Source organism: Bacteroides sp. D22 (assembly GCF_000163675.1).
Taxonomy (GTDB): Bacteria; Bacteroidota; Bacteroidia; order Bacteroidales; family Bacteroidaceae; genus Bacteroides; species Bacteroides xylanisolvens.
Map to the genome: position 1 here is coordinate 91574 of NZ_GG774805.1, position 26490 is coordinate 118063.

27 protein-coding genes are annotated in these 26490 nt (G+C 38.4%); 11 read left to right on the top strand and 16 right to left on the bottom strand.

Annotation, left to right across the window (positions count from 1 at the left end):
- Positions 1–208 precede the first annotated feature (208 nt).
- Positions 209–2455: a hypothetical protein gene (locus tag HMPREF0106_RS13255; RefSeq protein WP_009039872.1), complete on the bottom strand. Its 2247-nt coding sequence runs from the start codon at positions 2453–2455 to the stop codon at positions 209–211.
- 371 nt (positions 2456–2826) lie between these two features.
- Positions 2827–4440, bottom strand: coding sequence for a serine hydrolase (locus tag HMPREF0106_RS13250; protein WP_032851302.1), 1614 nt, complete (start codon positions 4438–4440; stop codon positions 2827–2829).
- Positions 4441–4967: 527 nt separating this feature from the next.
- Between HMPREF0106_RS13250 and HMPREF0106_RS13245 the strand changes: the two genes are divergently transcribed.
- From HMPREF0106_RS13245 to HMPREF0106_RS13235, 4 genes are all read left to right on the top strand, one after another.
- Positions 4968–5345, top strand: a complete 378-nt coding sequence (locus HMPREF0106_RS13245) for an Imm10 family immunity protein (RefSeq protein WP_008025582.1) — start codon at positions 4968–4970, stop codon at positions 5343–5345.
- Positions 5346–5438: 93 nt separating this feature from the next.
- Positions 5439–5843, top strand: coding sequence for a hypothetical protein (locus HMPREF0106_RS13240; protein WP_008025584.1), 405 nt, complete (start codon positions 5439–5441; stop codon positions 5841–5843).
- A gap of 42 nt (positions 5844–5885) precedes the next feature.
- Positions 5886–6146, top strand: coding sequence for a hypothetical protein (locus HMPREF0106_RS0124580; RefSeq protein ID WP_232286773.1), 261 nt, complete (start codon positions 5886–5888; stop codon positions 6144–6146).
- Between the two features lie 15 nt (positions 6147–6161).
- On the top strand, positions 6162–6650 hold the full coding sequence (locus HMPREF0106_RS13235; RefSeq protein WP_009039874.1) for a hypothetical protein: 489 nt from the start codon (positions 6162–6164) through the stop codon (positions 6648–6650).
- Here the strand turns inward: HMPREF0106_RS13235 and HMPREF0106_RS13230 are convergent.
- The gene (locus tag HMPREF0106_RS13230; protein WP_009039875.1) at positions 6633–7178 is read right to left on the bottom strand and encodes a hypothetical protein; all 546 of its coding nucleotides are present in this window, start codon (positions 7176–7178) and stop codon (positions 6633–6635) included. The genes HMPREF0106_RS13235 and HMPREF0106_RS13230 overlap by 18 nt on opposite strands.
- 6 nt (positions 7179–7184) lie before the next feature.
- Positions 7185–7571, bottom strand: a complete 387-nt coding sequence (locus tag HMPREF0106_RS13225; protein WP_009039876.1) for a hypothetical protein — start codon at positions 7569–7571, stop codon at positions 7185–7187.
- A gap of 937 nt (positions 7572–8508) precedes the next feature.
- Here HMPREF0106_RS13225 and HMPREF0106_RS13220 point away from each other — a divergent pair.
- The 4 genes from HMPREF0106_RS13220 to HMPREF0106_RS13205 all read left to right on the top strand — a co-directional run bounded on the left by HMPREF0106_RS13220 (position 8509) and on the right by HMPREF0106_RS13205 (position 11254).
- Entirely contained in the window at positions 8509–9228 is a 720-nt protein-coding gene (locus HMPREF0106_RS13220; RefSeq protein WP_008643530.1) for a WGR domain-containing protein, read from the top strand.
- A gap of 109 nt (positions 9229–9337) precedes the next feature.
- Positions 9338–9928, top strand: a complete 591-nt coding sequence (locus tag HMPREF0106_RS13215; RefSeq protein WP_004320634.1) for a hypothetical protein — start codon at positions 9338–9340, stop codon at positions 9926–9928.
- Between the two features lie 106 nt (positions 9929–10034).
- Positions 10035–10502 carry a macro domain-containing protein gene (locus tag HMPREF0106_RS13210; RefSeq protein WP_008025599.1) on the top strand — a complete coding sequence of 156 codons (468 nt, stop codon included), beginning with the start codon at positions 10035–10037 and terminating at the stop codon, positions 10500–10502.
- A 179-nt stretch (positions 10503–10681) separates the two neighbouring features.
- Positions 10682–11254, top strand: coding sequence for a GrpB family protein (locus HMPREF0106_RS13205; RefSeq protein WP_009039877.1), 573 nt, complete (start codon positions 10682–10684; stop codon positions 11252–11254).
- A gap of 101 nt (positions 11255–11355) precedes the next feature.
- On the opposite strand, the gene rsgA is transcribed toward HMPREF0106_RS13205, so the two are convergent.
- The 4 genes from rsgA to HMPREF0106_RS13185 form a co-directional block, all read right to left on the bottom strand.
- Positions 11356–12444: a ribosome small subunit-dependent GTPase A gene (rsgA, locus tag HMPREF0106_RS13200; protein WP_009039878.1), complete on the bottom strand. Its 1089-nt coding sequence runs from the start codon at positions 12442–12444 to the stop codon at positions 11356–11358.
- A gap of 217 nt (positions 12445–12661) precedes the next feature.
- Complete coding sequence (locus tag HMPREF0106_RS13195) at positions 12662–13363, bottom strand: SIMPL domain-containing protein (protein WP_008025605.1); 702 nt, start codon at positions 13361–13363, stop codon at positions 12662–12664.
- Between the two features lie 84 nt (positions 13364–13447).
- Complete coding sequence (locus tag HMPREF0106_RS13190) at positions 13448–14050, bottom strand: DUF1062 domain-containing protein (protein ID WP_009039880.1); 603 nt, start codon at positions 14048–14050, stop codon at positions 13448–13450.
- Between the two features lie 108 nt (positions 14051–14158).
- Positions 14159–14998, bottom strand: coding sequence for an RteC domain-containing protein (locus HMPREF0106_RS13185; RefSeq protein WP_008025610.1), 840 nt, complete (start codon positions 14996–14998; stop codon positions 14159–14161).
- 331 nt (positions 14999–15329) lie between these two features.
- Between HMPREF0106_RS13185 and HMPREF0106_RS0124585 the strand changes: the two genes are divergently transcribed.
- Positions 15330–15605 carry a putative quinol monooxygenase gene (locus HMPREF0106_RS0124585; RefSeq protein ID WP_004313343.1) on the top strand — a complete coding sequence of 92 codons (276 nt, stop codon included), beginning with the start codon at positions 15330–15332 and terminating at the stop codon, positions 15603–15605.
- Between the two features lie 132 nt (positions 15606–15737).
- Here HMPREF0106_RS0124585 and HMPREF0106_RS13180 read toward each other — a convergent pair whose 3' ends face one another.
- Genes HMPREF0106_RS13180 through HMPREF0106_RS13170 form a run of 3 tightly spaced genes read right to left on the bottom strand, consistent with a single transcriptional unit; the run spans position 15738 to position 20148 of the window.
- Complete coding sequence (locus HMPREF0106_RS13180) at positions 15738–16154, bottom strand: pyridoxamine 5'-phosphate oxidase family protein (RefSeq protein WP_009039881.1); 417 nt, start codon at positions 16152–16154, stop codon at positions 15738–15740.
- 46 nt (positions 16155–16200) lie between these two features.
- Complete coding sequence (gene nrfA, locus HMPREF0106_RS13175) at positions 16201–17679, bottom strand: ammonia-forming cytochrome c nitrite reductase (RefSeq protein WP_009039882.1); 1479 nt, start codon at positions 17677–17679, stop codon at positions 16201–16203.
- A 39-nt stretch (positions 17680–17718) separates the two neighbouring features.
- A complete protein-coding gene (locus HMPREF0106_RS13170; protein ID WP_009039883.1) occupies positions 17719–20148 on the bottom strand; it encodes a sensor histidine kinase in 2430 nt (809 codons plus the stop codon).
- Between the two features lie 117 nt (positions 20149–20265).
- Between HMPREF0106_RS13170 and HMPREF0106_RS13165 the strand changes: the two genes are divergently transcribed.
- Positions 20266–20862, top strand: a complete 597-nt coding sequence (locus tag HMPREF0106_RS13165) for a 3'-5' exonuclease (RefSeq protein ID WP_004313349.1) — start codon at positions 20266–20268, stop codon at positions 20860–20862.
- Between the two features lie 76 nt (positions 20863–20938).
- On the opposite strand, the gene uxuA is transcribed toward HMPREF0106_RS13165, so the two are convergent.
- From uxuA to HMPREF0106_RS13140, 5 genes are all read right to left on the bottom strand, one after another.
- On the bottom strand, positions 20939–22108 hold the full coding sequence (uxuA, locus tag HMPREF0106_RS13160; protein ID WP_004313350.1) for a mannonate dehydratase: 1170 nt from the start codon (positions 22106–22108) through the stop codon (positions 20939–20941).
- Between the two features lie 126 nt (positions 22109–22234).
- Positions 22235–23047, bottom strand: a complete 813-nt coding sequence (locus tag HMPREF0106_RS13155) for an SDR family oxidoreductase (protein ID WP_005678019.1) — start codon at positions 23045–23047, stop codon at positions 22235–22237.
- Between the two features lie 21 nt (positions 23048–23068).
- Positions 23069–24142 (bottom strand): substrate-binding domain-containing protein, encoded by a 1074-nt coding sequence (locus tag HMPREF0106_RS13150; RefSeq protein WP_008025616.1) that lies wholly within the window; start codon positions 24140–24142, stop codon positions 23069–23071.
- Positions 24143–24529: 387 nt separating this feature from the next.
- Positions 24530–24817 (bottom strand): YtxH domain-containing protein, encoded by a 288-nt coding sequence (locus tag HMPREF0106_RS13145; protein ID WP_004313352.1) that lies wholly within the window; start codon positions 24815–24817, stop codon positions 24530–24532.
- Between the two features lie 44 nt (positions 24818–24861).
- Positions 24862–25107, bottom strand: a complete 246-nt coding sequence (locus HMPREF0106_RS13140; protein WP_004313353.1) for a GlsB/YeaQ/YmgE family stress response membrane protein — start codon at positions 25105–25107, stop codon at positions 24862–24864.
- A 161-nt stretch (positions 25108–25268) separates the two neighbouring features.
- Here HMPREF0106_RS13140 and HMPREF0106_RS13135 point away from each other — a divergent pair, with 161 nt between their 5' ends.
- The gene (locus tag HMPREF0106_RS13135; protein ID WP_009039884.1) at positions 25269–26474 is read left to right on the top strand and encodes an MFS transporter; all 1206 of its coding nucleotides are present in this window, start codon (positions 25269–25271) and stop codon (positions 26472–26474) included.
- Positions 26475–26490 lie beyond the last annotated feature (16 nt).

Below are 26490 nucleotides of genomic sequence, written 5' to 3' on the forward strand. Positions count from 1 at the left end.
ATACCAATCATTAGTTCTTGACTAGCATATATTTATTCGTCTGACTATAGTATAATTTGCATCTGACTATAGTTATTCTTTCGTCTGACTATAGTTAGACGAAAAAGTAACTATAGTCAGACGATTAGTTTATTGCATACAAAGATATACTTTATCGCAATACAACTTATAAATATTAGGAAGAAAAGATTCAGTTAACCGCTAGAAATTAATCACCCAACAGCAACTTAGTCACAGCAGCCGTATTCAATGCCCATTCACGGGTATATACTTCATCGGCTTCCGGTGTATCAGCCAACTTCAAACCCTGTGCTTGTGCTTTGATTGCCAACAGTTCGCCCACAGTGGTTTTGGCTTCCAGTTTATCCAGATACTTTTCAATAGTCTGTGTATCCAAAGAAAGAACCGTCTGTCCGCCGAAAGGAATTTCCAACCATACCACTTCCCGTTCCTTCACTTTCAGGACTCCGAAAACAAGTCCTTTCTGCACGCTTTGAGAAACTCGCACCTGATGCTGAACACAAGAAGGGTCATAAGCCACTCCGTTTCTCTCCGATATTTTCATCGGGTAAGCGGAGTTCATCCAACCTACCACCAGATTAGGAGAGATAGCCCCATTGCTATACGCATTGCAGGTGAAAGCAACATATTGCGCACCTACACGGCTCAACTCATTCAAATCCAATTCGATATACTCGGCAGTACCTTTCTTGTCGGGGATGCTTCGGATATCTCCGCTATGTTTAGCACCAATAACAGTCAGATTGAAGTAGGAACATACTTCTGTCGTTGAAGGCAAAGTGATATGACAACTCAAGTCCATATCCAAATGCTGTGCCGGAAGTCCTTTTCCCCATTGCATAAACAATCGAACTTTATCTCCTTCCACCGGGAAACGTGTACCCTGCAAGGCACAGGAAGTATCCTGAACCGTTTCGCTACGGTCGCCGATAGACAATGGAATATGAAACAACATAGGATCAATATACATACTTGCGCTTCCACTCCCGACACCCGCATTAGCAAAGCGGGCAGCAACAACCTCTTTACACAAATCCTGTACCTCTTTCACCATCTCTTTAAGCTGGTCTTCCATATAAAGACTCACCAAATAGTGAGGCTCTATCAAAAGCGCATTACCACCTAAAGGCTTCACCATTCTCTTATGTCCTTGCTCAAAGTAACTCTCCGCATACATACCCAAAGTGACCACCAAACGAGCCGGCAACAAATGAACGACTTCTTTAAATGCCGTCAACGTCTCTTCCGGACCGAACCAAAGCATATTGGCAAACAAGGAACGTGCAAACATACCCGGACGTTGCTTCAACAAAGCGAATGTCTGTGTCGCATCTGCTTTCAAACGGCTACGCTCCACTTCTCCCTGCCAAACTGTATATGCCTGACAGTAGAATACGTCCATCAACTCTTTCAAATTTTCGAATCCCGGTTTACGAGCATATTCCGCCAAACGCAATGCACGTATCATACGTACCCACATTTCCCTTTTCGGATGCATCATTTCACAAGACTTCTCCGGTGTCATCGCCAAATTGTTCAACCAAAGAGCCACCATTTTACACTCGCGACGGGTATATTTCAGTTTTAATTCTTCCCGCTTTGCCTGGGCAGCCGAACGGCTTTTATCCAAAGCATTGCACAGATGTGCATTGTTTCTACCCGCTTTACGAATGAGGGTCTTAGGCTCTATGATTTGCAAGAATCCGGTTTTCTTATACCACAAATAACGCAATATATCATTCGGAGCAGAGAAATAAATCTGCGCTTCCTGTGCCCTATCCTGCTCTACCAGTGTGTCGATCACCAGCATCAGAGTTTCTTTCATCTTGATTCCGACTGCCGGCAACGGAAGTTCAGCCAGCAAGATTTTCAAGCTGTCCGCTTGTGTTGCATCAAGGGCCGTACGTGATTCCAGCAAGTCACCAAAGAAAACATTCAGTTCTTTTTCCTGCCAAAGTTCCAACACTTTCAGTTTACTGGCTTGTCCGAAATATTCTGTAGATGCCGTTTCAAACGGAGTTCCGCAGAACGGACAACCGTTGTATCGTTCCAAGGGGAATGTATTATCAGGAATCACGTGTCCGCAAGATAGTTTCACCCCTTTCTTACTATTGAACATGTTAGCAAGCCATGTAATCCAATGATCCAAACGTGTTTCTCCGGTAGGTGTATCCCAGCCTTTCACCAATGGAGCCCAGTTGAGTGACACGCCCAATACTTCTTTCATCACCTGAAGAATCTCCACCTGTTGTGCCGGATACAACTGATTGACAGCATGCAGCAACTCTTCGGATAAGCTATATCCCACTTTTCGAAGTTGAGCAACCAATGTTACAGTAGTCGAAGTCAATGCTTCGCGCTTTTCTGTTCCTTCTATCGCTGGCAAATAAATTGCATGTTGCCTGATAGATACTTTCAACAAATCTTTTTTCATACGTTGTGTTTTTTTAAGTAAGGTAATCGGAAGACTGTGAATCAATGGTGCATTCCTGCGGTTTTGAAGTAAGTCTTCCTTGACCTTAGTTTATAAAAAAGAGGTAGAACAGGCCGGAGTCGAACCGACGACCGTAACTACCCACTGAGCTACTGCCCCTTTGCGAAACTGGAAAAACGGATAATCGTACTGGTATGTTCTACCTAAAAGAGTGTGTTGAAGTAACCCGTACTTGACCTGTTTTCTTGTTTCTTCGACAAAGATAGATGCAGTGATGCGCAGTCTTTTTGCGTAACTCAAACTTTTTTTCGGAAAAGGGGACAATCTCTATATGATTTAAAATATAAAGTATCTTGTTTTATATTTCTTGTTTAATAAACGCTGGCCGATTGAATAACAATCTTTTCCAGCAACTTCTGCATCTTTCCAATCACCGGTTCTTTATCAAGCCCATATTCTGTCGCCATCACTCCCATCTGCGGAAATGTCACCCAAACACTGCCTTTTTCATCTTCCCATACAGAAATTTTCAGAGGTAATTCGATAGAGATACTTGGATTGTCCTGCATCAATTTGGTTCCCACTTTAGGAGAGCCAAAGACAATGACTTGATTCGGACGTAGTTCAAGACCAACATCTTGAGCATTCTTGCCGTGGTCGAATTTCGCAAATACTGGGATTCCCATATTTATCAATGTTTGTTCGATACGTGCCATTGTCTCTACTACACCGAACTGGCTTTCATAAGTATAAAGCAAGTTATCATTTGCCCCCGTCCCCATTTTATCACTATCGAAAGCCGCGGCTATTTTACGTCCCAAGTTCGTTAAATCAACACCTTCTTTATTGGCAAGGAGAGTGACACAGACCAGTTCGGAAGCATCTGTAAAACGGCTCAAGAAAGCAGAATGCCCGGAAACATTTCCTTTGATATCCATCAAACCTTTGTGGTTATAAAACTGCCAACCAGCTATGGCGGGAACTATTTTTCCATTGGCAAGCTTCGTAGGCTTATAAATCAAGTCACGATTCTCCGGTTTGGCAATCAGCACACCTCCGGCAAGAGCGATATCCCAATGACTCACATTCTCTGCGGATGCCCAAATATCCGAAAAACCTTTCATTGCTGTCGGGCTCACAGAAGGAGCCTTTACAAGCTTCCCATCTTTCTCCATGTATCCGGTAGTTGTTTCCGACGGATTGATATAGTCTTTGTTCTTTTTAAAAGTCTGATGCACATTGGCAGTAGTCGTTACATCTTCCTGTTTCACTTTTGCCAAATCCTCACCAAAATAAGTTTGTTGCAGCCCAAGATAGTCAATCTGATACTTTTTCACGAAATCATGATACGGCATTTTGCCTGCTTTTTCAATGATAGAAGCCAGTAACAGGAAGTTTGTCGCACTTTGCTTCACATTAGTACCAGGTTCAAAAGCCAAAGGAAGACTTTCGACTGTCTTAATCAGTTGCAAGGGCTGATAATCTTCCGACACATTGAATCCCGCCTGCGCACGGTAATCCGCAATACCGGAACTGTGCTGCAACAATTGAAGAATACTGATACTTTTCCAATTTTCCGGAATATCCTTAAGATACTTTCCGATAGGATCGTTCAGTTTCAATTTCTCTTTTTCATATAGTTGCATCACCGCTACAGCAGCGTAACCCTGTGAAATTGGTCCTACCGGCCAAAGAGTTTTTGCCGCAGCCAGATTTCCTTTTTCAAAATCTGTCACTCCATAGCCTACAACACGCGGAATGTAAGGAGCCTGAACAATGGCAAGTGTCATACCCGGTATCCCCTGCTCTTCCATAAATTCGTAAATCATCTGATCAATAGCCTTTCCTTGGTAGGCTACATGTACATTTCCTCTCCCTGCCTGTGGCAGTTGATTTTCATACTTCTTCATAATACTTTCTCCTCTCTGAGCTAAAATCATTCCCGACATTAGTAATGCTGTTAGAAATAATAAATTCTTTCTCATAATTCTCCATTTAATAAGTAGTTTATTCTATTGTTTTTCTGATGTTGCAAAGATATGAGGTTGAAAATAGATAAGAAATGACGATATAGCATATATAGTTAGCTATTATTCCCGAAAGAGGATTATTATAGCTTATCTTTGTGGAGAGACTGGGTATAGAGATGCTATACGCTTCTTCTCTCTGCCTGATAACTTGATATAGATGTACGAATGTAAACAGAAAACAGGCAATTACGAATTATACAACATACGATTGTGTTATTGGCTGCCAAAGGATGAAATTGTATAGGATAGAGGAAAAAACTAACAGATTCCTTTGTGAATAATTAGACAAAACCGTATTTTTAGAGGCATAATTATATATAGCAAAACAATATGAATATAATTTACTGATAAACAAAACATTAAAAATCCGTTGGACGATATTTTGAAGAAGAGATTTAATAAAATACTTAGAAAAAATAACAACGAAACATTAAATGATCGCTGTTAGCATAACGTTAGCAACTGATTAAAACAGGTGAAATATGGAAATAAACTTTATAGCAAATGATATAGTATATGAAGTAACAGAAGACAATTCATATTTAGTCGGTTTCGCAGATGATAAGAATGAACCCAAAGAATATGTAATTGTCGAAAGAGCATTAGAGTTTGATGAACAGGATATTAAATTGGGTATGGATTCATACTACTTTGAATATTCAGATCAATCTAATTCTGGTTATGGTTTATGTAGTAAAGTCGTCATACGTCAAAATGAGATTGTCTTTTCAGTAAAACATAAATATGAAGACGATATTACTTCAATAACTGTGTCATATAAGGATAATGCAATTGAAGATATAAAAGAGTATAGAAAAATGCTTTCAAATATCTTTGGAGATATTTTGATTATTGAATAAGTTGCTAACAAACAGCACTACTGCTTAAAGCGGAACGCTGCTGGACATTATCGACAGAGGAAAAAATGAAAGTATTATAGAATAGCAATAAATATGATTAATCAAACCAAGATTTTTAAATTTATAATCCCTATTGTAGTATTTATTCTATTGTATGCTGTCTCAACAATTAGAAACAACAATGTAAGAAAGGATGGCATATATTCTATAGTAACTCTTGTTAAATACAGTTCTGCTTATAGAGGGCAAAGTGCAAAATATGAATTTGTATATAATAAGACTTTATATAAAGGAAGTTTTTTTATATCATTTGCCGAGAGTAAAAACACTCCAATCGGAACCCGTTACTTTGTAACATTCTTAGCAAAAGCCCCCGACCGACATCTAATATTAGACAGCGTACCATCTTGGTTTACTCTAAAAGCACCAGATAAAGGATGGAAAACATTACCTACACAAAAACAACTACGAATAATGATGAAAGATAGCTTGAATTAAAATGCTGACACCGAACTTAATTTGTAAATTAATAAACGAAAAATGAAACAGAATGAGGTTAATTCGTGGGGAGTTGTGCAAATGTATAAGCCCTACCGTTGTAAAGAGGGTATTTATTCTTATATACCTGCCAAGTCATTCAAGCCTTCCCGTAAAATAGAGGAGAATATGATTTTTTCATATAGCCTGTTTTTATCTAATATTCCGCACTATGACGGGAAAAAGAAACATTCCTCCCAACAGATAAAACTATTTTTATCAGTTATCAGAAAGAAGTGTATATTGCATTGGAAAAACATCTGAAAGAAATAAAATACAATGAATAAAAGAATTATTTCATTTATCTGTGCAGGGTTGGTCACAACAAGTTGCGTATCCTCACTCTGTTTCTATGATTATTTTGCCCACGATGGCATTACCAACAATCCCATCTATTGGATTTTCGACTTTTTCCAGTTATCCATACTACTGGGACAAGCCGGAATAGGCGTTTATGCTATCAATGCGCTTCTACGACAGAAAAAAGAAGCAATTTCTTCTCTAGGATATTTTGCGGCTCACGTATTTCTGCAAAATATAACTCCCTTGCTCCAAGCATGGTCTGCGGCTGTCATTACGGAATATCCGCAATGGTTGCTGATAAGTCAGGTCGGTTTTAGCATTGCTCTTTTTACTGCTTTGTTCATCATTCAGTCTGCATCCTTATTCAAGAAGTCTGAATATATTCCCCGGCTGTTGATGGCTGCATTTTATATCAACTGCGTATATACGGCACTTACCGTCATCGGATTAATTATTACCCTGTAATGATTGCATATAAACAGAATCCAGAACAGCACCTTCCCAATGAATAGCAGGCGGGTATTGTTTCCAACCTTTTTCCGGCGGGGACAGCACCCATGTGGGGACAAACTCGTCCCCCAAAGCCTTATTGTATTCAGGGTTGCTGACGGCATACCTCACTATGATACGCAAAGGATTGCTGACACCCAAAAATTTAGGATATGTCGTTGTAGTATTATATTTCACCCCATCCACATAAAAACCGAACTGGCGTACCTTATGTCCCCCTTTAATGACACCCGACACTTTTTCATAAGTGGCTAAAGTGTATCGATTGCCTTCTGCCAACGCACGGGCTTTATGTATGCTATTGTACCATGTCCAGCCGGAACCTGACATTGCGAGAAGATATAAAAGGTAAATGGATAACGAAGTCTTTTTCCCATCCGTAGCCCACTGCTTTTTCAATAGCGAGCCTACTATCATAACAAAAGCCCCCACCCCTAACAGGGAGACACAAACCAAAACCGGAATATTCATGTACTCTATCATACTGTTTTAGAATATTCTTTTCTTCAAATAATATACCCAAAAATCAATAGCTTTGCCGATAACGACACCAAAAACACTAAGTGCCAACGCTATGTAAGCTGCAACAATGAACGGTTGTTCGTCTATCCACTTATTGACAAGTACGGACATCCGGGAAAAGACACCACCCGCAACAGTCAGAACGATGGTCAGGGCAATATGTATCTCCACCAGCTTATCCTGTCTGTTTGAATCTATTTCGTCATCTTTTAAATACCTGACAAGCCACAGGCACGGAACAAACAGAAACAACATGAAAAATGCAATAATCGCCATTTCTTCCCCGGAGATTTCATGCAATCCTCTGCCGAAAAAGCGAAAACCGAATATTATTGCTATACAGGAAGTTATCATTTATGCCACTATTTTTAGTTTGTATTCTTAATCGTACATTCTTTCTCAATAGCCTGACAATTCGTTTCCCGGCTATCTTAATTCTTACCACCGAAAGCGCATCTACGAAGAATAGAATTGTATCGGCTTTGTTACTAATAACTCCTGATTCATATCGGATTCTTTAGTTTACAAAGTTACGGATATGACAGGAAAAAGACAAATTTAAATCAAGAAAAGATAATAAACACGCGGATATACGATATTGATAACAATAACAAACAGCACTTCAATCTGCAAAGCAAGCATCCGGAGATACCTGTATCGTTTCAATAGAGATCAACAATTAGACTGATAGGTACTTTCAACTAATCTTTTTTCATACATTGTGTTTTAAGTAAGGTAATCGGAAGACTGTGAATCAATGGAGCATTCCTGCAGTGTTGAAGTAAGTCTTCCTTGACCTTAAGTTGATAAAAAGAGGTAGAACAGGCCGGATTCGAACCAGCAATATCCACCGTTAAGAAGTAAGCCCCGGTTGACCTCATTTCAGATAATCCCGAAGCTACTGTCCTACCTCTATATTTGTTTTTTTGTGGAGCAGGCTGGAGTCGAACCGACGACCGTCTCTACCCACTGAGCTACTGCCCCTTTACGAAACAGGAAAACAGATAATCGTACTGGTAATGTTCTACCTTAAAGAGTGTGTTGAAGTAACCCGTACTTGACCTGTTTTCTTATTTCTTCGACAAAGATAGGCGTAGTGGTGCGCAACCTTTTTGCGTAACTCAAACTTTTTTGCTGTTTTCTCGAAAAAATAGTAAAAAATGAATAAACAAGACTTATTTTGTAAAAATACAGAAGAAATACGAAGACATATAGGTGATAACTCAACAGTTTTCCTACTTTTGTGTATAGTAGAGACATTACTCTCTCCCAACAATAAACACACAATATTATGAAAAGAGCATTTATTTATAAAGATGAGAAATCTCATAAATTTTGGTGGATTGATTATAGTGGCTGTGATTTTGCTGTAAACTATGGTAAGTTCGACAGTATCGGTAAATTTGAAATCAAAGACTTCGATACAGAAGAAGAATGCCTGAAACAAGCAGAGAAACTTATTCACTCGAAAAAGAAAAAAGGATATGTAGAAGATGCCAACTTCGACTTCATGCACAGATTTTATATTGATTCCGAAGAATATGGTTTGCACCCCAAAACTTCTCATCCCCGATTTACCGAACACTTCACGGAAGAACTCTATTATGATTGCGTAGACGAAGAAGCACCTTTTGGTAGCGATGAGGGAAGTGATACGTTAGATTCTCTTGAAGAAACGATCAGAAAAAATCCCAAACTCAACTTTCTTGATTATCCCAAGTATCTGATAGAACACGACTGGGGCATGGAATATATTCCTGTTGAAAGTCTTGACCCCGAAGTGGTTAAAAAACTAGCTTCAAAGAAAGAAATGGATATGACACAAAGCGACATGGTGACTTACGCTACTGCCTTTGGACAAATAAAAATCACTGGGCGTCTCTCACCCAAATTACAAGAACAGGGAGTTAAAGCTATCAAAAGATTAGCTTTACTTTGGGGAAATGGGGTGACCGAGATTCAAAGCAGAATGATTGATGACTTACTTTCATTTCCTATTGATAAGGACTGATAATATGAAACTAATAGGTAGTAAATATATGAGAATAATAGAGATTAGGAACTACACTATGAGGTGTGGTTATTAACGCATTAGCAACAATCAAATCATTATCGTTATTATGGATATAGAAAGAATACTTAAAACAAGAGAAAATGCAATATACTACGGCATTGGTGAATACCAAAAAGACTGCTTTGGTTGGGTTGGTGGAAATGCTCCAGCTTGTTTTGATGATAAGTATTTATCGGACAAAGATAATCTCTATTTTTATCTAACATTTCAAAACCCTCTAAATCCGAACAAGCAAATATCTATTTTCACTCCGGATTTTGATATTGCATTGGAATATAACACATATCCCGATTGTAAATTGTTGTTGGTTGAACATGAATTAAGTAGCCAAAGTAAAAGTGATAGATATAAACACCCCGAAATAGATGAAATTTATTCAATATACGAAATGAGTACGGAAAAAGATATGCCTGAAAAAAATTGTGCAATCAAGTTTGGGGGTAACGTAATGCCTATTCAATGGGGATTAGATAATGATGGTAAAGTGGTTAAAGATGGAAATAGCTTCATTTTTCAAATCAACGAAATTTGCATGAAAGATATTTCCGTTTTCATGGCTGGCTGTATATATGTTTATGGAAAAATTGAAGGTAATAAAGTCACAAATCCATTTGTGGCATACTGGGAATATTCCTAATAACGATAAAATGATTAATTATTTCAAATAGGTTGCTAACAACGAAAGATAGCATCTGACGATGCTCCTTTCTAACCATTATAAGCAATAGAAAAACGGAAACAATATGATAAAATACATTTCGGGAGATATATTACAGAGTAAAGATGAGTACATAGCACAAGGTGTAGCTGTTGGCTCACAAGAAGGATTAGGAACTGGGCTTGCCTTTAAGCTGTCAAGTCAATTCCCTGAAATCCAAAAACTCTTTAAGAAGTACACACGAAACACTAAGTTCCAGGCTGGCAATGTGTTTATAGGAGAAATCAAAGGTTTCTCTCCGGGTATAATCTACATCGCTACACAACCCGATATGTATCATGCGGAACTCACATATCTGAATAAAGGTTTGAAACGCTTGAAAAAAGTGTGCGAAAGCAGAGGTATCAAAACCGTGTCGCTACCGAAAATAGGTGCAGGGCTGGGTAAGTTAGATTGGAATAGTGAGGTCAAACCTTTGCTTGAAAGTATTTTATCAGATTGTGAAACGGTATTCAATGTATATGAAGATTACAAGATTGAATACGAAATTTAGCTTACAACATACACCTGTCCTGCCTAACGGCGGCAAGCTGCAAACCATTATCAGCATAAAACATTAATACAAAAAAGAATGTTGATAATGAAATAGGAAATAAAAGAATTAATTGATTTTTGGCTGTAATTTATCTATATAGCTATGTCACCTATTATTAATAACAATTGCCACATGATATGGAACAAAAGAAATTAACTGAATTATCATTAGACGAGCTTTGGCAATTATTCCCCATAACCCTGACTGCACACCAAGACTATTGGACAGATTGGTATAAGGAAGAAGCGGAGTTGCTGAAAGAGAGACTTCCCTGTATTGAACGTATTAGCCATATAGGTAGCACAGCAATTAAAGAAATTTGGGCAAAGCCTACCATAGATATACTTGTGGAAATCCCAAGAGAAGAAAAAGTCGTCAATTTGAAAGGTACAATTGAAAGATGCGGCTATATCTGCATGGCAGAGAACGACAGTCGCATTGATTTCAATAAAGGTTATACATTACAAGGATTTGCTGAACGGGTATTTCATCTACACTTATGTTATGAGGGAGATAATGATGAATTGTATTTCAGAGATTATCTTCAAGCAAATACAGCTATTGCGAAAGAATATGAACGGCTTAAACTTGATTTATGGAAACAATATGAACATGACAGAAATATGTACACTTCCCACAAAGGTGATTTCGTAAAACAATATACACAGAAAGGGAAACTGCTTTTTACAGGCAGATACGACAATAAGTAATAAAAAAACTCTTCATAAATGTAAATCCCCAATAGATATAAGCTTAAGTTAGTATAACACGATGCAGGCATCCGGAGATACCTGCATCGTCTCAATAGAGATCAACGATTTGCCTTGCGGTTCTTCACTTCTTCCACGAGTTTGGTAAATGATTTTTCTTTTTTGCGTTTCTCATGTTCGGAAGCAGAAAAGTGCCACGCTTCCCGGCGAAGTTTCAGATAGCTCGCATAAACTTTATAATCTAATACACCACTGTTGACTGCTTCTAAAACAGCACAGCCCGGTTCGTTGATATGTTTGCAATCTTTAAAGCGACACAATTCAGCATAGTCAGAGATTTCCAACACTTCGGCAAGAGAATCGGGATTGTCAATGGCCAAGCCAAATTCACGGACGCCCGGAGTGTCGATTAAAACACCCGAACTGTCCATCAATACCATTTCACGACGGGTCGAAGTATGACGGCCTTTTCCTGTGGACAGGCTTATATCAGATGTGAGCAATACCGGCTTTTCACAAAGAGCATTCACCAAAGAGCTTTTCCCGACACCCGAAGAACCGACAAACACAACCGTTTCGCCTTCCGATATGGACTTCCGTAACCGGACAATTGTTTCGAGCTGATGAATACTCGTGAAAAATACGGGTATCTGACTGGAGATATGTTTTATTTGTTCCTCAACACTCTGTCTGTCAAAATCTAAATCGGCTTTATTAAGAACCAATACAGAGCTGATATTTTCCTCCATTATCTGAACCATAAAGCGTTCTACCCTGCGAACATTGAAATTATCATCAAGGCTCTGCACAATAAATGCCTTATCGACATAAGAAGCAATGGCCTGCTTATCAGCAACCGTGCCACTTTTCTTGCGATACAATGTCCGCTCACGAGGCAAACTATCAACTATAATCCCTTTATGTTCATCGAACGGTTGAAAAATGACCCAATCACCTGTACAAGGTAATTCATCATCCGATTTTCCATACATCATATTTCCCGTGAGTTCACACTGAAACAATCCGTTTCCGGAAATTACCTCGTAGCAAGTACGGTGTACAATGGAAACACGCCCATGAGCAAGGGCACTATATATTGATTCTTGTTTTAGCTGATTGAGTTTCTCATTCCAACCATAAATAGTTAGGTTATCGTCGGATTTGTGAATTGTTTGATTTTCGTTATTCATGATCTTAATATATAGAGCGCACACGTTGAAAAGCATAACAATGCTTTTCACACCATTGTACGCAAGTTAAAAATTGAATTTATAAAAACATAGAAAACACCCTCGAATGGAATCATCCGAGAGCAAACGAAAGGACAACCTGTGTCAGAAACACAGATTGTTTATCAAACCAAATCCGATTTATTATTTTTAGTCATGCCACAAAGATAGGCATTTTTTATTTGATGGCAAAACGGGCAGTCATTTCATATCTCAACTTGATGACACGGTACTGTTCGGTAGCAGCCGTCCCCATGCTGACATTGCTCTGTGCCTGAAAAGGAAGATAACGGCTTATATTATTATCAACAGGTTCTACAATACGGATCACTTCACCCAATTCCTGTCCCATCGCTTCCACCAAGTAAGATGCTTTTTCACGGGCAGCTTTCAATGCTTCAATCTTACCTTGCTTCCGATACATTGGCAAATCCTTATGCTTCAATTCTCCGATGCGCATGGACTCAATTCCCCATGTGTTAACAGAACGGATAATGGAATTAATCTGCTCAAAATCGGTCAACTGGATATCCAATTGCTTACCTATCAGAAATTCCTTTCCTCTCTGGCGCCAATAATCCCCTATTTCCTGTGTACGGATAGCATCATCCGCTATTCCGATTTTGCGCAAACTCCGACGCAAATCCTTTTCAATCATAGCCAATGGCACTTTTGTCCGAAAATCTTCTTCTTTATTAGATTTACCTGTGTACTCTTCCTGCCAATACTCCTTAATCTGAATCAGAAAATGTATTTCATCCGGAACGACTTCAATCTCCGAAGAACCTGTCACTTCAATATATTTCCCATCACTTTCTTGAGCATTGACAACCATACTCCATGCAAACAAAACAAAAGCTAATAAAAATACCTTTTTCATATCTTTAATTTTATAGTACAACCTCATTTACAGCATCCGAATGATTATATCACAAAGCTATTAAAAAAAACTGTAAAATCGACCTTATTCCAAAATATCAATCAAGCTTTTTCGATCTATCAAAATTATATCTCCATTCTTTACCTTACACTTTGGAGACGTCTTACCGGAAAGCAAAGAAATATTTCCTTCTTCAAACAAATGCTTCAACCGGGTAGTGGAAAGAGAAAAACATCTTTTTATCAATGATAATAATTTCAGGTTCAATTCAAAATCACATTCGATCAGAATACTTATTATCGCGTTGTTCATATTCATAATATCTTCGAAGGAGATATTACTTATCACCTCATATTCAGCGCTATCGTAGTCTATTTGAAGCTTGTTCTTACTTGCCATTCCGGCTGAAAAAGCATACTGCCAGGCCACTTCTCTATCATTCATAGAAAAGCTATGAAACAGTTTTTTATCAATCAAGTCCGGTTTGGTACGTGACAGCAAAGTTATATTACAAGTATTATCGCACTTCACGCATCTGTAAATCAGCCAGACATCAATGTTCTTTTTCTGTGCATTCATTCTGAACTTATCACTGCAATAAAAGCGATCACTCTCACAGTGGCTGCATTTCTTAATCAATAAAGGAGTATTCTTCACCTTTATCTCCCATGTAAATGTTGTTTCCATAATTATACAAAAGCTATTATCTTTCTTTGTGAATCAAATCTTTTTCTCCGCAAAGTTGGATATTAGCCATTTGTATAATTCACAAGATGTCACAAGACGACATGAAATTTATTTGTCCAGCTCATCCATCATCTTTATAATTTTATCTTTCAACTTATCAAGAAACTGCGTCCGACTCTTCTTCCGGTTTCTGATTTCCAAGAATATGCGATAAAAGTCTCCAATCTCAATATTGAAAAGAGTCTCGCAGCAAAAGGCTATGTCTTTTAAACTGGTATTTCCATTGTTGAAGCATTTGCCCGCATACAGGGCATAGATAAACTCAACCAAAGCGACCTTGCTGTCCGTCCACTGCAATAGCCGGTTTTCTACCATTGAAGTGAATTTCAAATGAAGTTCCTCTGATAATATCTCTATTTGAGCAGACAGGTATTCCGCTAAACGATTGTTGGCTATGATTTCAGCCACACTTGAATCATGCAGGGTAGTGAAAGAAGAATCCCTGTCCAGCAACCCGAAACGGGTGTCTGCCAGAATATCATAGTTTCTTCTGACAAAATATTGTTCGTCGAGTTCCGTCCTGCCGGTACGGTAATAATCATAGAAAGAATTATTCAGGAAGTGTTTTTTCAAGCTCTCCAGTTCCGACTTCAGATATTTGCATTGGGAAGACGGAGATTCGCCGATACGCTTCTTTTCAATCTGATACAAGCGGACATAAAACATCAACAGCCCGGAAATCTGTGGTTTCCAGGTCTTAAAGAAAAGAATCTCTTCTTTCGGATTCGGGAATTGGTATTCGGCAACGGCGGATTTCAACAGAATAAGAGACATCTGTATGACATCAATAATCTGCTTAATCTTATCTAGTGGGGCAATCGGCTGTCGCTCAATTCTTTCAATCTCTTTTTCTATGTTCTGCTTACTATTTCTTACGAAATTTTCCATTCGTTTTCATATCGCATACGTTTCGAGAAACCATGCAGTAAATAATAAAAATAACAAAATGAAAAACCGGTTCGAGTGGAATTACTCAAACGAAAGAAATTAGCCTGTGGTTCGTGAGGCTAATATTAAGCCAGAACAAATTTAAGAGTTGCGCCCAAAATAGTTGCTTTTTGATTTCAAGGGCAAATATAATCGTTTTTTATGATTATATGACGTTTTGGTGAAATTTAAAGAACAAGGTATCCGAAAAAGCACAAAAATAGTATCTTTGCCTGCGATTTATTACCAAAGATGTGATAAAGCTATTTTTAATCATTTAATAATAAAGACTATGATTAGATTAAATGTTTTCGTCCGCGTAAGCGAGACAAACCGCGAAAAAGCGATTGAGGCAGCTAAAGAACTGACTGCTTGTTCTTTGAAGGAAGAAGGATGCATTGCTTATGATACTTTCGAAAGCAGTACCCGTCACGACGTTTTCATGATTTGTGAAACATGGCAGAATGCTGAAGTATTGGCAGCTCACGAGAAATCTTCTCATTTCAGCAAGTACGTAGGTATCATTCAGGAATTAGCTGAAATGAAACTGGAGAAGTTCGAATTCTAAATGAAACACGAAGAATAGATATACTATCTATCCAACTATCATCAAAAAGAGAGAGACATTCTTCTTCGAAAGGAAAGAATGTTTCTCTCTTCTTATTTCCAGATCTCACGGGAATAGAACTGTATGAAGTGATTAGTCCAGCTTCTTATGAATAAATGTCCCTTCAATCCAATAAGTTGCGTGATTCGATTCAAATTTCAGCAGCACATAGCCCGGATCGGTAGGACCTCCAGGAAAATGTTCGATAAACCAGTCCTGCCAAAGTTCTTGTTTCATCTTCTCGTCGGTTACCACTTCCACAGTTCCCGTTAAGGCTACACTGTCTCCCTTATCCTGAAAACATAATCCGGCTTTCGGGTTTGCCAGAAAGTCAATAGTCTTTAATGAGTCCGCTCCGGTAGACATCCAAATAGTAGAAATTCCGTCTGTTGCAATCTTACTCATCGGCACAGGACGGGGATATCCCTCTTTATTTACAGAAGCAAGCACTACCACTTCACACCTCTGCAACAACTCGGTTGCTTTCTCTTTCATTGTTTTTGTTGACATAATCTTATTGGATTTATATTGTAGGCAAATATAGTGAAAATAAATTCTAATTCACAATACGCCCGTTTGCCTTTGCCTTTTGAAGCCATTCAGGGACAATTTCTTTGAGAAATTTATCTTTGTCCGCCTTTTCAACAGCCATATCCAAACCAATATATTGCTGTGCTTTTTCTTTCGTTGTAATATCCGGAAGTGGTACATTATCTGTATACCCATGCGCTACAAGCACTTTGCTGATAAGCATACGAGCTTGGAATACTTTATTTAAGCCATGCCCCAAAATACGCATGGTTTCCTGCGGGGCATGAAAAGAACCGCCATGAGAAGATACGCCGAAATCCCATCTCCACTGTGCCTGACGAATTAACAGCAAGGCTTCTTGCATTTCATTTTCTGTAGCTCCTATATCCCAAGTAAACTTCGCTTCGATATGTGCTTTTGCCAACTCCTTTTCTAAAAGTGTACGCAACTCATTTGCCTTTTGCTGACGTTCGTATACATTTTTACAGAGCGTCTCTTTATTATCACGATGACAAGTCTGACAAGTACGTTCAGTCACTGCTAACGGATTCTGAATATGGTGATCGCTATATTTTATCCCTCCTTCATCATTGTAAGGCATGTGACAGTCAGCGCACGACACACCACGCTGGGCGTGTATGCCCATCTTGAAAATTTCATAATCAGGATGTTGAGCCTTTAATATAGGGGCACGGCTCAATTTATGAATATAATCAGTAAATCCGATTTCATCATAATACTTTTCTAAATCTTCAACAGTGAAGCCCTTATCCCAAGGAAAAGTAGGATATTTTATATTCCCCTTGAAATAATACTCCGAATGACACTGTGCACAGACCAATGAACGCATTTCCTGTGGAGTAGCATGAGTAATATCTCTACCTTGACGGCTAAAAGCTTCAGTGAGCGACGGACGGCTGATATGCAAATCCATATTTTTAGGTTCATGACAATCGGCACATCCTATAGGGTTTACAATTTCGGCTCCCCATGCAGCCCACTTATTATTATAAAAGGAATCTACCCCAATAGCTTCTATCATACGGGGAACATCAGAACTTTTACACACCCAGCAACTTGCAAATTGAGGACCGTCAGCACCCCCCATAGGCGCACCAGTACGAAGTGAATGAACAATATCCTGTAAAGCGTACATATGCCCGCGCGGTGTTGAATAATCTTTAGAAAAAGCATATCCAGCCCATAATATGACCATTTCAGGACGTTGCGCTAAAACATCGATAGAAGTTCTTCCATTTAATCTACTGTGCAAATCGGTCGATGTCGTATCCACCCACGTCTTATATTCACGTGGATAGTTTTCAGCAAAAATAATGCTGCGTGCTTCTATTCCGTTTATTTTTATCTTTTTCTTATAGTCTACATTTACAACCTCTGCGCTGTGTTCCATCAGGAATGAAATAATTACTCCCGATGCAAAAATAACAGCCATTGCAAGAGCGAATAGTACCCACCTCTGCCAGGGTTTGAACTTATCTTTCATTATTTGCTTTTTTCTTTTAAATACCTTCTGTTTATTGTACTAAATTATATTTGCCAAAGACAAAATAACGGAGAAACAACTTCCTTTTCCTACTTCTGAATGCACTTCTATACGTCCAGCCAGTCGTTCAATAATCACTTTACAAATGGAAAGTCCCAAACCACTCCCCTGCTCAAATTCATCAGTCTTGTAAAAGCGATCAAAAATCATCATTAGTTCTTTATCATCAATCCCTTTGCCAGTATCTTTTACGTAAACGCAAACTTCCTGATGCTCTTTATATATTTTGCACCCCAAAGTAATAGTTCCTTCTTTGGTAAATTTATTTGCATTATTCAGGAAATTAGAGATGACTTGAGTAAAACGGAAGCAGTCGATGTTAACGGGTAAGGAAACTGTTTCATCAAGTTCAAGGATAAAGCATAATGAAGGCTGAATCAATGTTTGGTAAGTGACATAAATCTCCTTTATTATTTTCGTAATGTTATGTTCTTTTATATCAAAGGATAAGTTGCCTGAATCTAAACGAGATATTTCTAATACGTCATTCACCAGTTTCAAAAGCAACTCATTATTATTATTGACTATTTCAATCATGGCAGCTTTCTCTTCCGGTTCTATTTCATCAGCCCCCTCACCTATTAATAAATTTGTGAAACCTACAATAGCATTGAGCGGTGTACGGATTTCATGACTCATATTATTTAGAAACGACTGTTTCAGCTCTGCTTTTTCTGCTATCTGTTTCGCTAGAATCAACTGTTGTTCATGCTCTACCAAGTTTTGAATATTCTGCATAATGCCTGCCAACATAATCTCCCCCTGGGCATCTTTCAAGGTACTGCATCGAAGTTCATACCATTGATAATCTGCCTCTTTCCCTCCAAAACAAAAACGTATTCGTTGTATTTGCATACTGGGAGACTGATATAATGTTTCGTAGAATGAGCTAAGCAATTGTACATCATCAGGATGGGTATATCTCATAATATCCTCTTTTGTAAATCTCCGTTGTTCCATGCCAACCAATCGTACATAATTATCATCAAATTCAAGAACACCTTCCTGAATATTCCAAAGTGAAATTTTGCCGCCATTCATAGAAAGAGTCAATCGTTTGTGCGCTTCTTCCAGCATTTGAAGATTCTTACGCTCCATCAACGAACGGCGATGTGTACGTAACAAACTAATGGTTACCAAAATAAAAGAGAAAACAAACAACCCACCCAACAAATAAAGTTCTTTTCGATAACGATCATAAAAGGGATAGTTAATCATACGAACATTTTGCGGAACATTACTAATATCACCCGCATATTCAGAAAAATATGTCCAGTCCAGTACATACTCTTTTTCTAAATCTCTTATTTTAGGCATTCCTATTTTTTCTTTCTTTAATAAGCGTGCAGCAAGGCTAGCGGAAGCCTTCGCCGTAATACCCTCTGTAGCCATATAACCACCGACAATCTTAGCATTTTCACCGAAACCTTCACGAATACAACTAAAAGAAGGAATATTTAAAGCTGTTACTATCGGAATTGCCAGCATATCTAATTTATCCAGTAAAAACGCTTGATTTTGTTGTCTTCTCTTTGATTGTTTCAACATTACTAACAAAGAAGATCCTTTTATATAACGAAAGGGGCAAAGACTTATTGTCAGACCATTCTTGTTAACATTATCATTTATCAAACCGGGGGTCAGATTAAAATATTCAATCATCTCCGTCAAATGCTTATAATCACACTCTTGCACAAATGCTTTTTGATAGCCCAAAACTCTCACATTCTTCCTGTCAACCACTCGGGAAAGGCTATCGAAAGATTTATGTCCAAGAAAGGTCAGATCTATATTATAAATAATCTCCATATCATTATAGGGATACAATGTTTTTATAAAGTCGATATTACGTTTCAGATCGGGACTATCACGCAATACATAAACTTTCTGCGAATCGTATTCTTCAATCAGTTCTTCATTGGGAAAATGCACATTACAAGCTACCACGGGAATAGAAGATAATAACCGGTGACGGGTAGATAATAAAGAATTAGTTGCCTGATCACCAACGGTCAGAATAAGGTCTGTCGATTTACTTTCTAGAAATTCAAGATATTCCCTTACATGTTCTATCCGCTCTTTCTCATCATATTTGCTACAATCAAAATAAAACTTATCAAACGTTACCTCTATCCCTTGTTTCTGAAACTCCTGATACAACAACTTTTCTATATTTCTGTTGCCAATATCATCTTTAGATATGGAGTAAATCAGGGAAATACGCTTTACCATCAAATTGTCAGTAACATACCAGTGTTTATAATTTAGTCCACCTATAAAAACAATCAATGAAAGAATGAATATTAAAACGTATTTATATTTGAAGTAGGTTTTGTTCATGCTTTTTTGTTTATGTTTGGCAAAAATAGCATAATTTTCACAACAAGAAAGGTATTTCACTGAAAACATCCATTAAAAACATTCATTTTCATTAAAATCAATAAATTTCCTGGTTATCAATCCTATTTCTATATTTTGCATGACCCTTTTTTGTATTATCTTTGTTTCTCTAAAACAAGGAAATAAATGAGGAACTTTGCAGCCATCGACTTTGAAACAGCCAATGGTAAACGTACAAGTGTTTGTAGTGTAGGTGTTGTCATTGTAAAAGACGGTAAGATCGTGAATAAAATCTATCGTCTCATTCGTCCTGCTCCTAATTATTATACGCAATGGACAACGGCTATCCACGGATTAACTTATGACGATACGATGGAAGCCGAAGATTTTCCTGATGTATGGGCTGAAATCAAACCGTTGATAGATGGATTGCCACTTGTTGCACACAATAGTCCTTTTGATGAAGGTTGTCTTCGGGCAGTTCACGAATTGTATGACATGACTTATCCTAATTACAAATTTTATTGTACCTGCCGTACTTCTAGAAAAGTTTTCGGAAAAGATCTGCCCAATCATCAATTGCATACGGTAGCAGAACGGTGCGGATATAACTTAGAGAATCACCACCACGCACTTGCTGACGCAGAAGCTTGTGCACAAATAGCTTTGCTTATTATCCCCGATCCTCCCAAACCGAAGAAAGCAAAAAAAGCCGATAAAGATACGCATGTTGGAGACTTATTCGCCTCACTTATCCCTCAACAAGTGAAAAAGAATAAATAAAAAAAACACCACAACTATTATCACGTTCAATAATAGTCATAGTGTTTTTATAATAAAGTGCTAATTAAAACTTCAACTAAAGAATAGATTTAGCGATACCCATTTCCAAGCCACGAAGTTCTGCCAGTCCGCGAAGACGTCCCAGACAAGAATATCCCGGATTTGTCTTTTTCTTCAAATCATCAATCATCTGATGACCATGGTCGGGACGCATAGCGATAGAGCATTTACGACGTTGTTGCAAAAGAATAAGAGCTTTCATTACGCCGTACATATCTACATTCCCTTCCAGATGATTCGCTTCATAGAAGTTTCCTTCTTCGTCACGTTGTGTGCTGCGCAGGTGAACAAAGTTTACACGATCACCGAAACGTTCCATCATGCCTGCAAGGTCATTGTCGGCACGCACTCCGAAAGAACCTGTACATAAGCAAAGGCCATTGGATTCGTTAGGCACGGCTTCAATCAGTTTTTTGAAATCTTCTTCCGTACTCAAAATACGTGGCAAACCTAAAATAGTGTAAGGAGGATCATCCGGGTGAATCACCAGCTTCACGCCTACTTCATCGGCAACAGGCGCAATTTCTTTTAAGAAGAAAATCAAGTTGGAACGGAGCTTTTCAGCGTCAATATCATTATAACGGTCTAATGCCTGCTGGAATTGTTCTACAGTGAAACTTTCTTCCGAGCCTGGAAGTCCGGCAATCATATTGCGAACCAACAGTTTCTTATCATCTTCGCTCATTTGTTCGAAACGAGCTTTTGCTTTAGCTATTTCTTCAGGAGTGTAATCTTTTTCTGCGTTCGGACGTTTCAGGATGAAAAGGTCAAAGGCTACAAAAGCCGCCTTTTCGAAACGAAGAGCTTTAGAGCCATCAGGCATTGTATAGGCAAGGTCAGTACGTGTCCAGTCCAGTACGGGCATAAAGTTATAAGTAACTACCATTACGCCACACTTCGCCAGATTACGGATACTTTCCTTATAGTTTTCAATGTATTTCATGAAGTCACCAGTCTGTGTCTTGATATGTTCGTGTACAGGTACACTTTCTACCACAGACCATGTCAGACCTACTTCTTCAATCATTTGCTTACGTTTCATGATCTCTTCTACTGTCCACACTTCACCATTCGGAATGTGATGAAGAGCATTTACTATACCGGTAGCGCCTGCCTGCTTAATATCCCACAAGCTAACGGGGTCGTTAGGACCATACCAGCGCCAAGTTTGTTCACATAAATACATATTGTTATTAAATTAAGAATTGAAAATTGAAAATTAAGAAATCAAAGTTGAAAATTAAAAGTTGAGAGTCAGCATACGGATGCTACGCAGCCAATTCTCAATTTTTAATTCTCAATTCCCCATTTATTAAATTGAGAATGCATCAAATCCACCATCGATTACAGCTACTGTACCTGTTACGAAGTTGGAAGCATCGCTAATCAAATAATGGATGGTTCCATAAAGATCTTCCGGCTCGCCGAAACGGTTGAATGGAGTATGAGCGAGAATTGTTTTTGAACGATCAGTCAGAGAGCCATCCGGATTAGTCAATAATGTACGGTTTTGTTCAGTCAGGAAGAAGCCTGGAGCAATTGCATTTACGCGCAAGCCATTACCGAATTTCAATGCCAGTTCTCCAGCCATGTATTTAGTAAAGTTAGCAATAGCTGCTTTAGCTGCACCATAACCAACGACACGAGTCAATGGACGAAGAGCTGATTCAGAGCAGAAGTTTACAATAGAACCTTTCTTCTGTTCTACCATAATTTCAGCAAATACCATTGTAGGCAATACTGTACCGAAAAGGTTCAAATCCACCACTTTCTTAAATGCGTCAATCTGTAAATCAAAGAAAGTTTTATCCGGAGCGATTGTTGCACCTGCCATGTTACCTCCAGCAGCGTTCAACAAAACATCAATACGGCCATAAGCTTTCATAATTTCCACTTTGTTGCCTTCCAGCACTTCCTTATCCATCACATCAGTGTAAAGGAACATTGCTTCATTTCCTTCTGCTTTGATACTGTCTACCAATGCTTTTCCAGCTTCTTCACTTCTGTCGAGTACAACCACTTTTGCACCTTCCTTTGCGAGATACGCAGCAATACCTTTACCTAAAATACCAGCTCCGCCGGTGATAACAACTACTTTGTCTTTTACGTTAAATAATTCATTCATGGTTCTTATAAATTTATATGTTTATAATTTATTGTTCAGATAATATTTCAGATTCTCTTTAAGGAGAATATCGATAGGCATCAAATTCACTTTCTCACTATTCTGCTTGAACAGCAAATGATTACACAATGATTTAACGCCATCGTACCCCTGACGCTCGGGGCGCTGCGCAATCAATGCGGTTATCACACCTTCGGAAAGTAATTGCGTATTTCTGCCGATAAGATCATAACCAACCAGTTTGACAGCCTGCATTCCTCTTGCTTTCAGGTAATTTCCTAAAATATAGCAAGTTGAATTAAAGATAATAGCGCCTTTAATATTCGGATTAGCTTCAAAGATTTCATCCAGTTTCATGAAGTTATACACTGAATCATTTATTTTCAGTTCTACTTCATGCAGATTTCCGTTAAACGCTGTTTCAGTGAGATAATGACAGAAACCTTCGCGCCTGTTCTTTCCCTGGTTAGAATCATTCTTCCCACTATGAATAATCCGTGCCATTAATATATCGGAAGAAGAAGGAAGCCTGTCCATCAATAATCTGGCAGCAATCACTCCGGCATCATAAGATTCCGTTCCAAAATAAGCCAGTTGATGTTGCCCTCCAATGTTGGAGTCAACATACACGTATGGTATTTCATTCCTGTCAAGCTCCTGCGAAAGCCGGATAACAGAATCTGTAAACAAAGTCGCAATCAATACCCCATCCACTTTCTCATTCAGCAGATTTCGGATGATATCATCAAAAGTCTTGTTATTATATTGATCGAAAAAGAGTTTGGTAATGGTGATATTATATGATTCCATTTCCGCCGCAGCTTTATCTATCCCTTCCGAAATAGCTTCCCAATACTCCCCCTGCACAAAAGAAGGAGTTATTGCAAGGATATGATATTGTTTTTTGGAGGCTGCTAATGAACGTGCCATCAGATTTGGTTGGTAATGTACCATTTCCAGGATAGCCTGTACTTTTTTCCTGTTTTCTTCAGATACTCTTCCACGATTATGGATTACACGGTCTACCGTGCCAACAGAGACACCTGCCATCTTAGCAATGTCTACAATCCGAATATTTGAAAACTCTTTATCCATATATTGATAAGCATCTTGTTTTTCATCGGCAAAAGTAAAATGAATTATTGAATTAAGCAATAGTGTGTGCGCACACACATTATATCAAAACAAACATATACAATTAATAATCAAATAATTAACTCCAATAAACAGTAAACATACATGTTGTTAAACATAAGAAAAAGTAAAGATAGTATAGAGAAAAAGACTCTTTTCAAATGAAAAGTTAGAGAAAAAGTAACTCCCAATTCTTGAAGGAAACGAGAATAATAAAGAAGATTAGCCTAAATGTGTTCGCACACACATTGATACGATGACTAAATAAAGCTAGGGATAAAAGATTAAATATACAAAAATAAAACAGGTAACCAATTATATTTAAATCGATTACCCGTTTTGGGATTCTTACTTTTCCCACTTATCTTTTGCTTTTCCGGCCACTTTGTCGGCTTCTGCCGCTACTTTATCAGCAATTTCCGCACCGGTTTCTACTGCTTTAAGTCCAAGATCCATTGCTTTTCTTTCAGCATGAGCAGCTGCTATTTCAGCATCGCGACCTATACGATGGATAGCATTATAAATTTCGCTTTCCAACTGTTTTGCTTTTGCTGTACGTGAAAGACGATAAGCTACTGCGCCGAGGATTGACCCAATTCCGAGTCCAATCCAGAAATTTCCATGTCTACATTCCATAATTAAGTTCTGTTTTTAGGATTAAAAATAAATTATATAAATATCTATTTAGATTTCGAGAATAAGGAAGCAATCCATAATACAAGGATAGCCCCTACAGTGGAAGTTATCAAACTTCCGATCAATCCTGAAGCTGACAGTCCGAAAAGGGCAAATACCCAACCGCCCAGTACACCTCCAAGAATACCAAGTAATAAATTTATAATAAGACCAAAACCTCCGCCGCGCATTACTTTACCTGCGAGGAATCCAGCCACAATACCAATAATGATATACCAAATAAAGCCCATATAATCCTCCTTTTTTATTTAACAACAGCAAGTACGGAGAATAGTTCGGTTAGTCAAAATTGAATTAACGACAATTTAGAATCCTTAGTCTTAGAGAAACGGGAAAGTTTGCGTACCTTTGCAGCCAATTTTTCAGGAACACTTCTAAAGCAATAGGTATCATGGTACAAAATCAGGAACAACCCGTAGGAAAAATTACATTTTCCATCTTAATCGCATTAAGTCTTTCACACTGTCTCAATGACCTTTTACAGTCCGTTGTTTCAGCAGCTTATCCACTATTCAAAGATGATTTAGGATTAAGTTTTGCGCAAATCGGCCTTATCACACTGGTTTATCAGCTTTCGGCTTCGGTCTTTCAACCGATTACCGGAATCATTTTTGATAAATATCCCGTTGCATGGTCGTTGCCTATCGGAATGAGCTTTACACTGATTGGTTTGATAAACTTAGCATTCTCTGATAATCTATACTGGATATTAGCCTCCGTATTCTTAATCGGAATTGGCTCTTCCGTACTGCATCCGGAAGCCTCCCGTATCACATTCCTTGCCTCTGGCGGGAAACGTGGACTAGCACAATCACTCTTTCAGGTAGGTGGTAACTTCGGAGGTTCATTAGGTCCTTTACTGGTTGCTCTGTTGGTGGCTCCTTATGGCAGACAACATCTCATCGTATTTGCATTTGTGGCTTTAGCTGCTATCGGAGTGATGTACCCAATTTGCAAATGGTATAAATCATATCTAAACCGGATGAAAGCACAGACCGTCAGTGTCAGAAAACCTGTTCATCTTCCTTTGCCTATGGATAAGACAGCCCTTTCAATCGCGATATTGCTGATTCTGATTTTCTCCAAATATATCTATATGGCAAGTCTCACGAGTTATTATACTTTCTACTTGATTCATAAATTTAATGTAAGCGTACAAGATTCGCAACTATATTTATTTATCTTTCTGGTAGCTACTGCTATCGGAACATTAATTGGTGGACCTGTCGGTGACCGAATTGGTCGGAAGTATGTGATCTGGGCTTCTATTTTGGGAGCTGCCCCGTTCAGTTTACTAATGCCACATGCTAATTTGATGTGGACTATTATCCTTAGCTTCTGTGTGGGATTGATGCTTTCTTCCGCTTTTCCCGCTATATTGCTTTATGCACAGGAATTGCTTCCTACCAAGCTCGGATTAATATCAGGGTTATTTTTTGGATTTGCATTCGGGGTGGCTGGTGTAGCATCTGCCGTACTCGGTAATTTAGCGGATAAAACGAGTATTGAATATGTATATAATATCTGTGCTTATATGCCGCTACTAGGATTGGTCACATTCTTTTTACCGAATTTGAAGAAGAAAAAAATAGAATAAGATTAGATTAAATAAA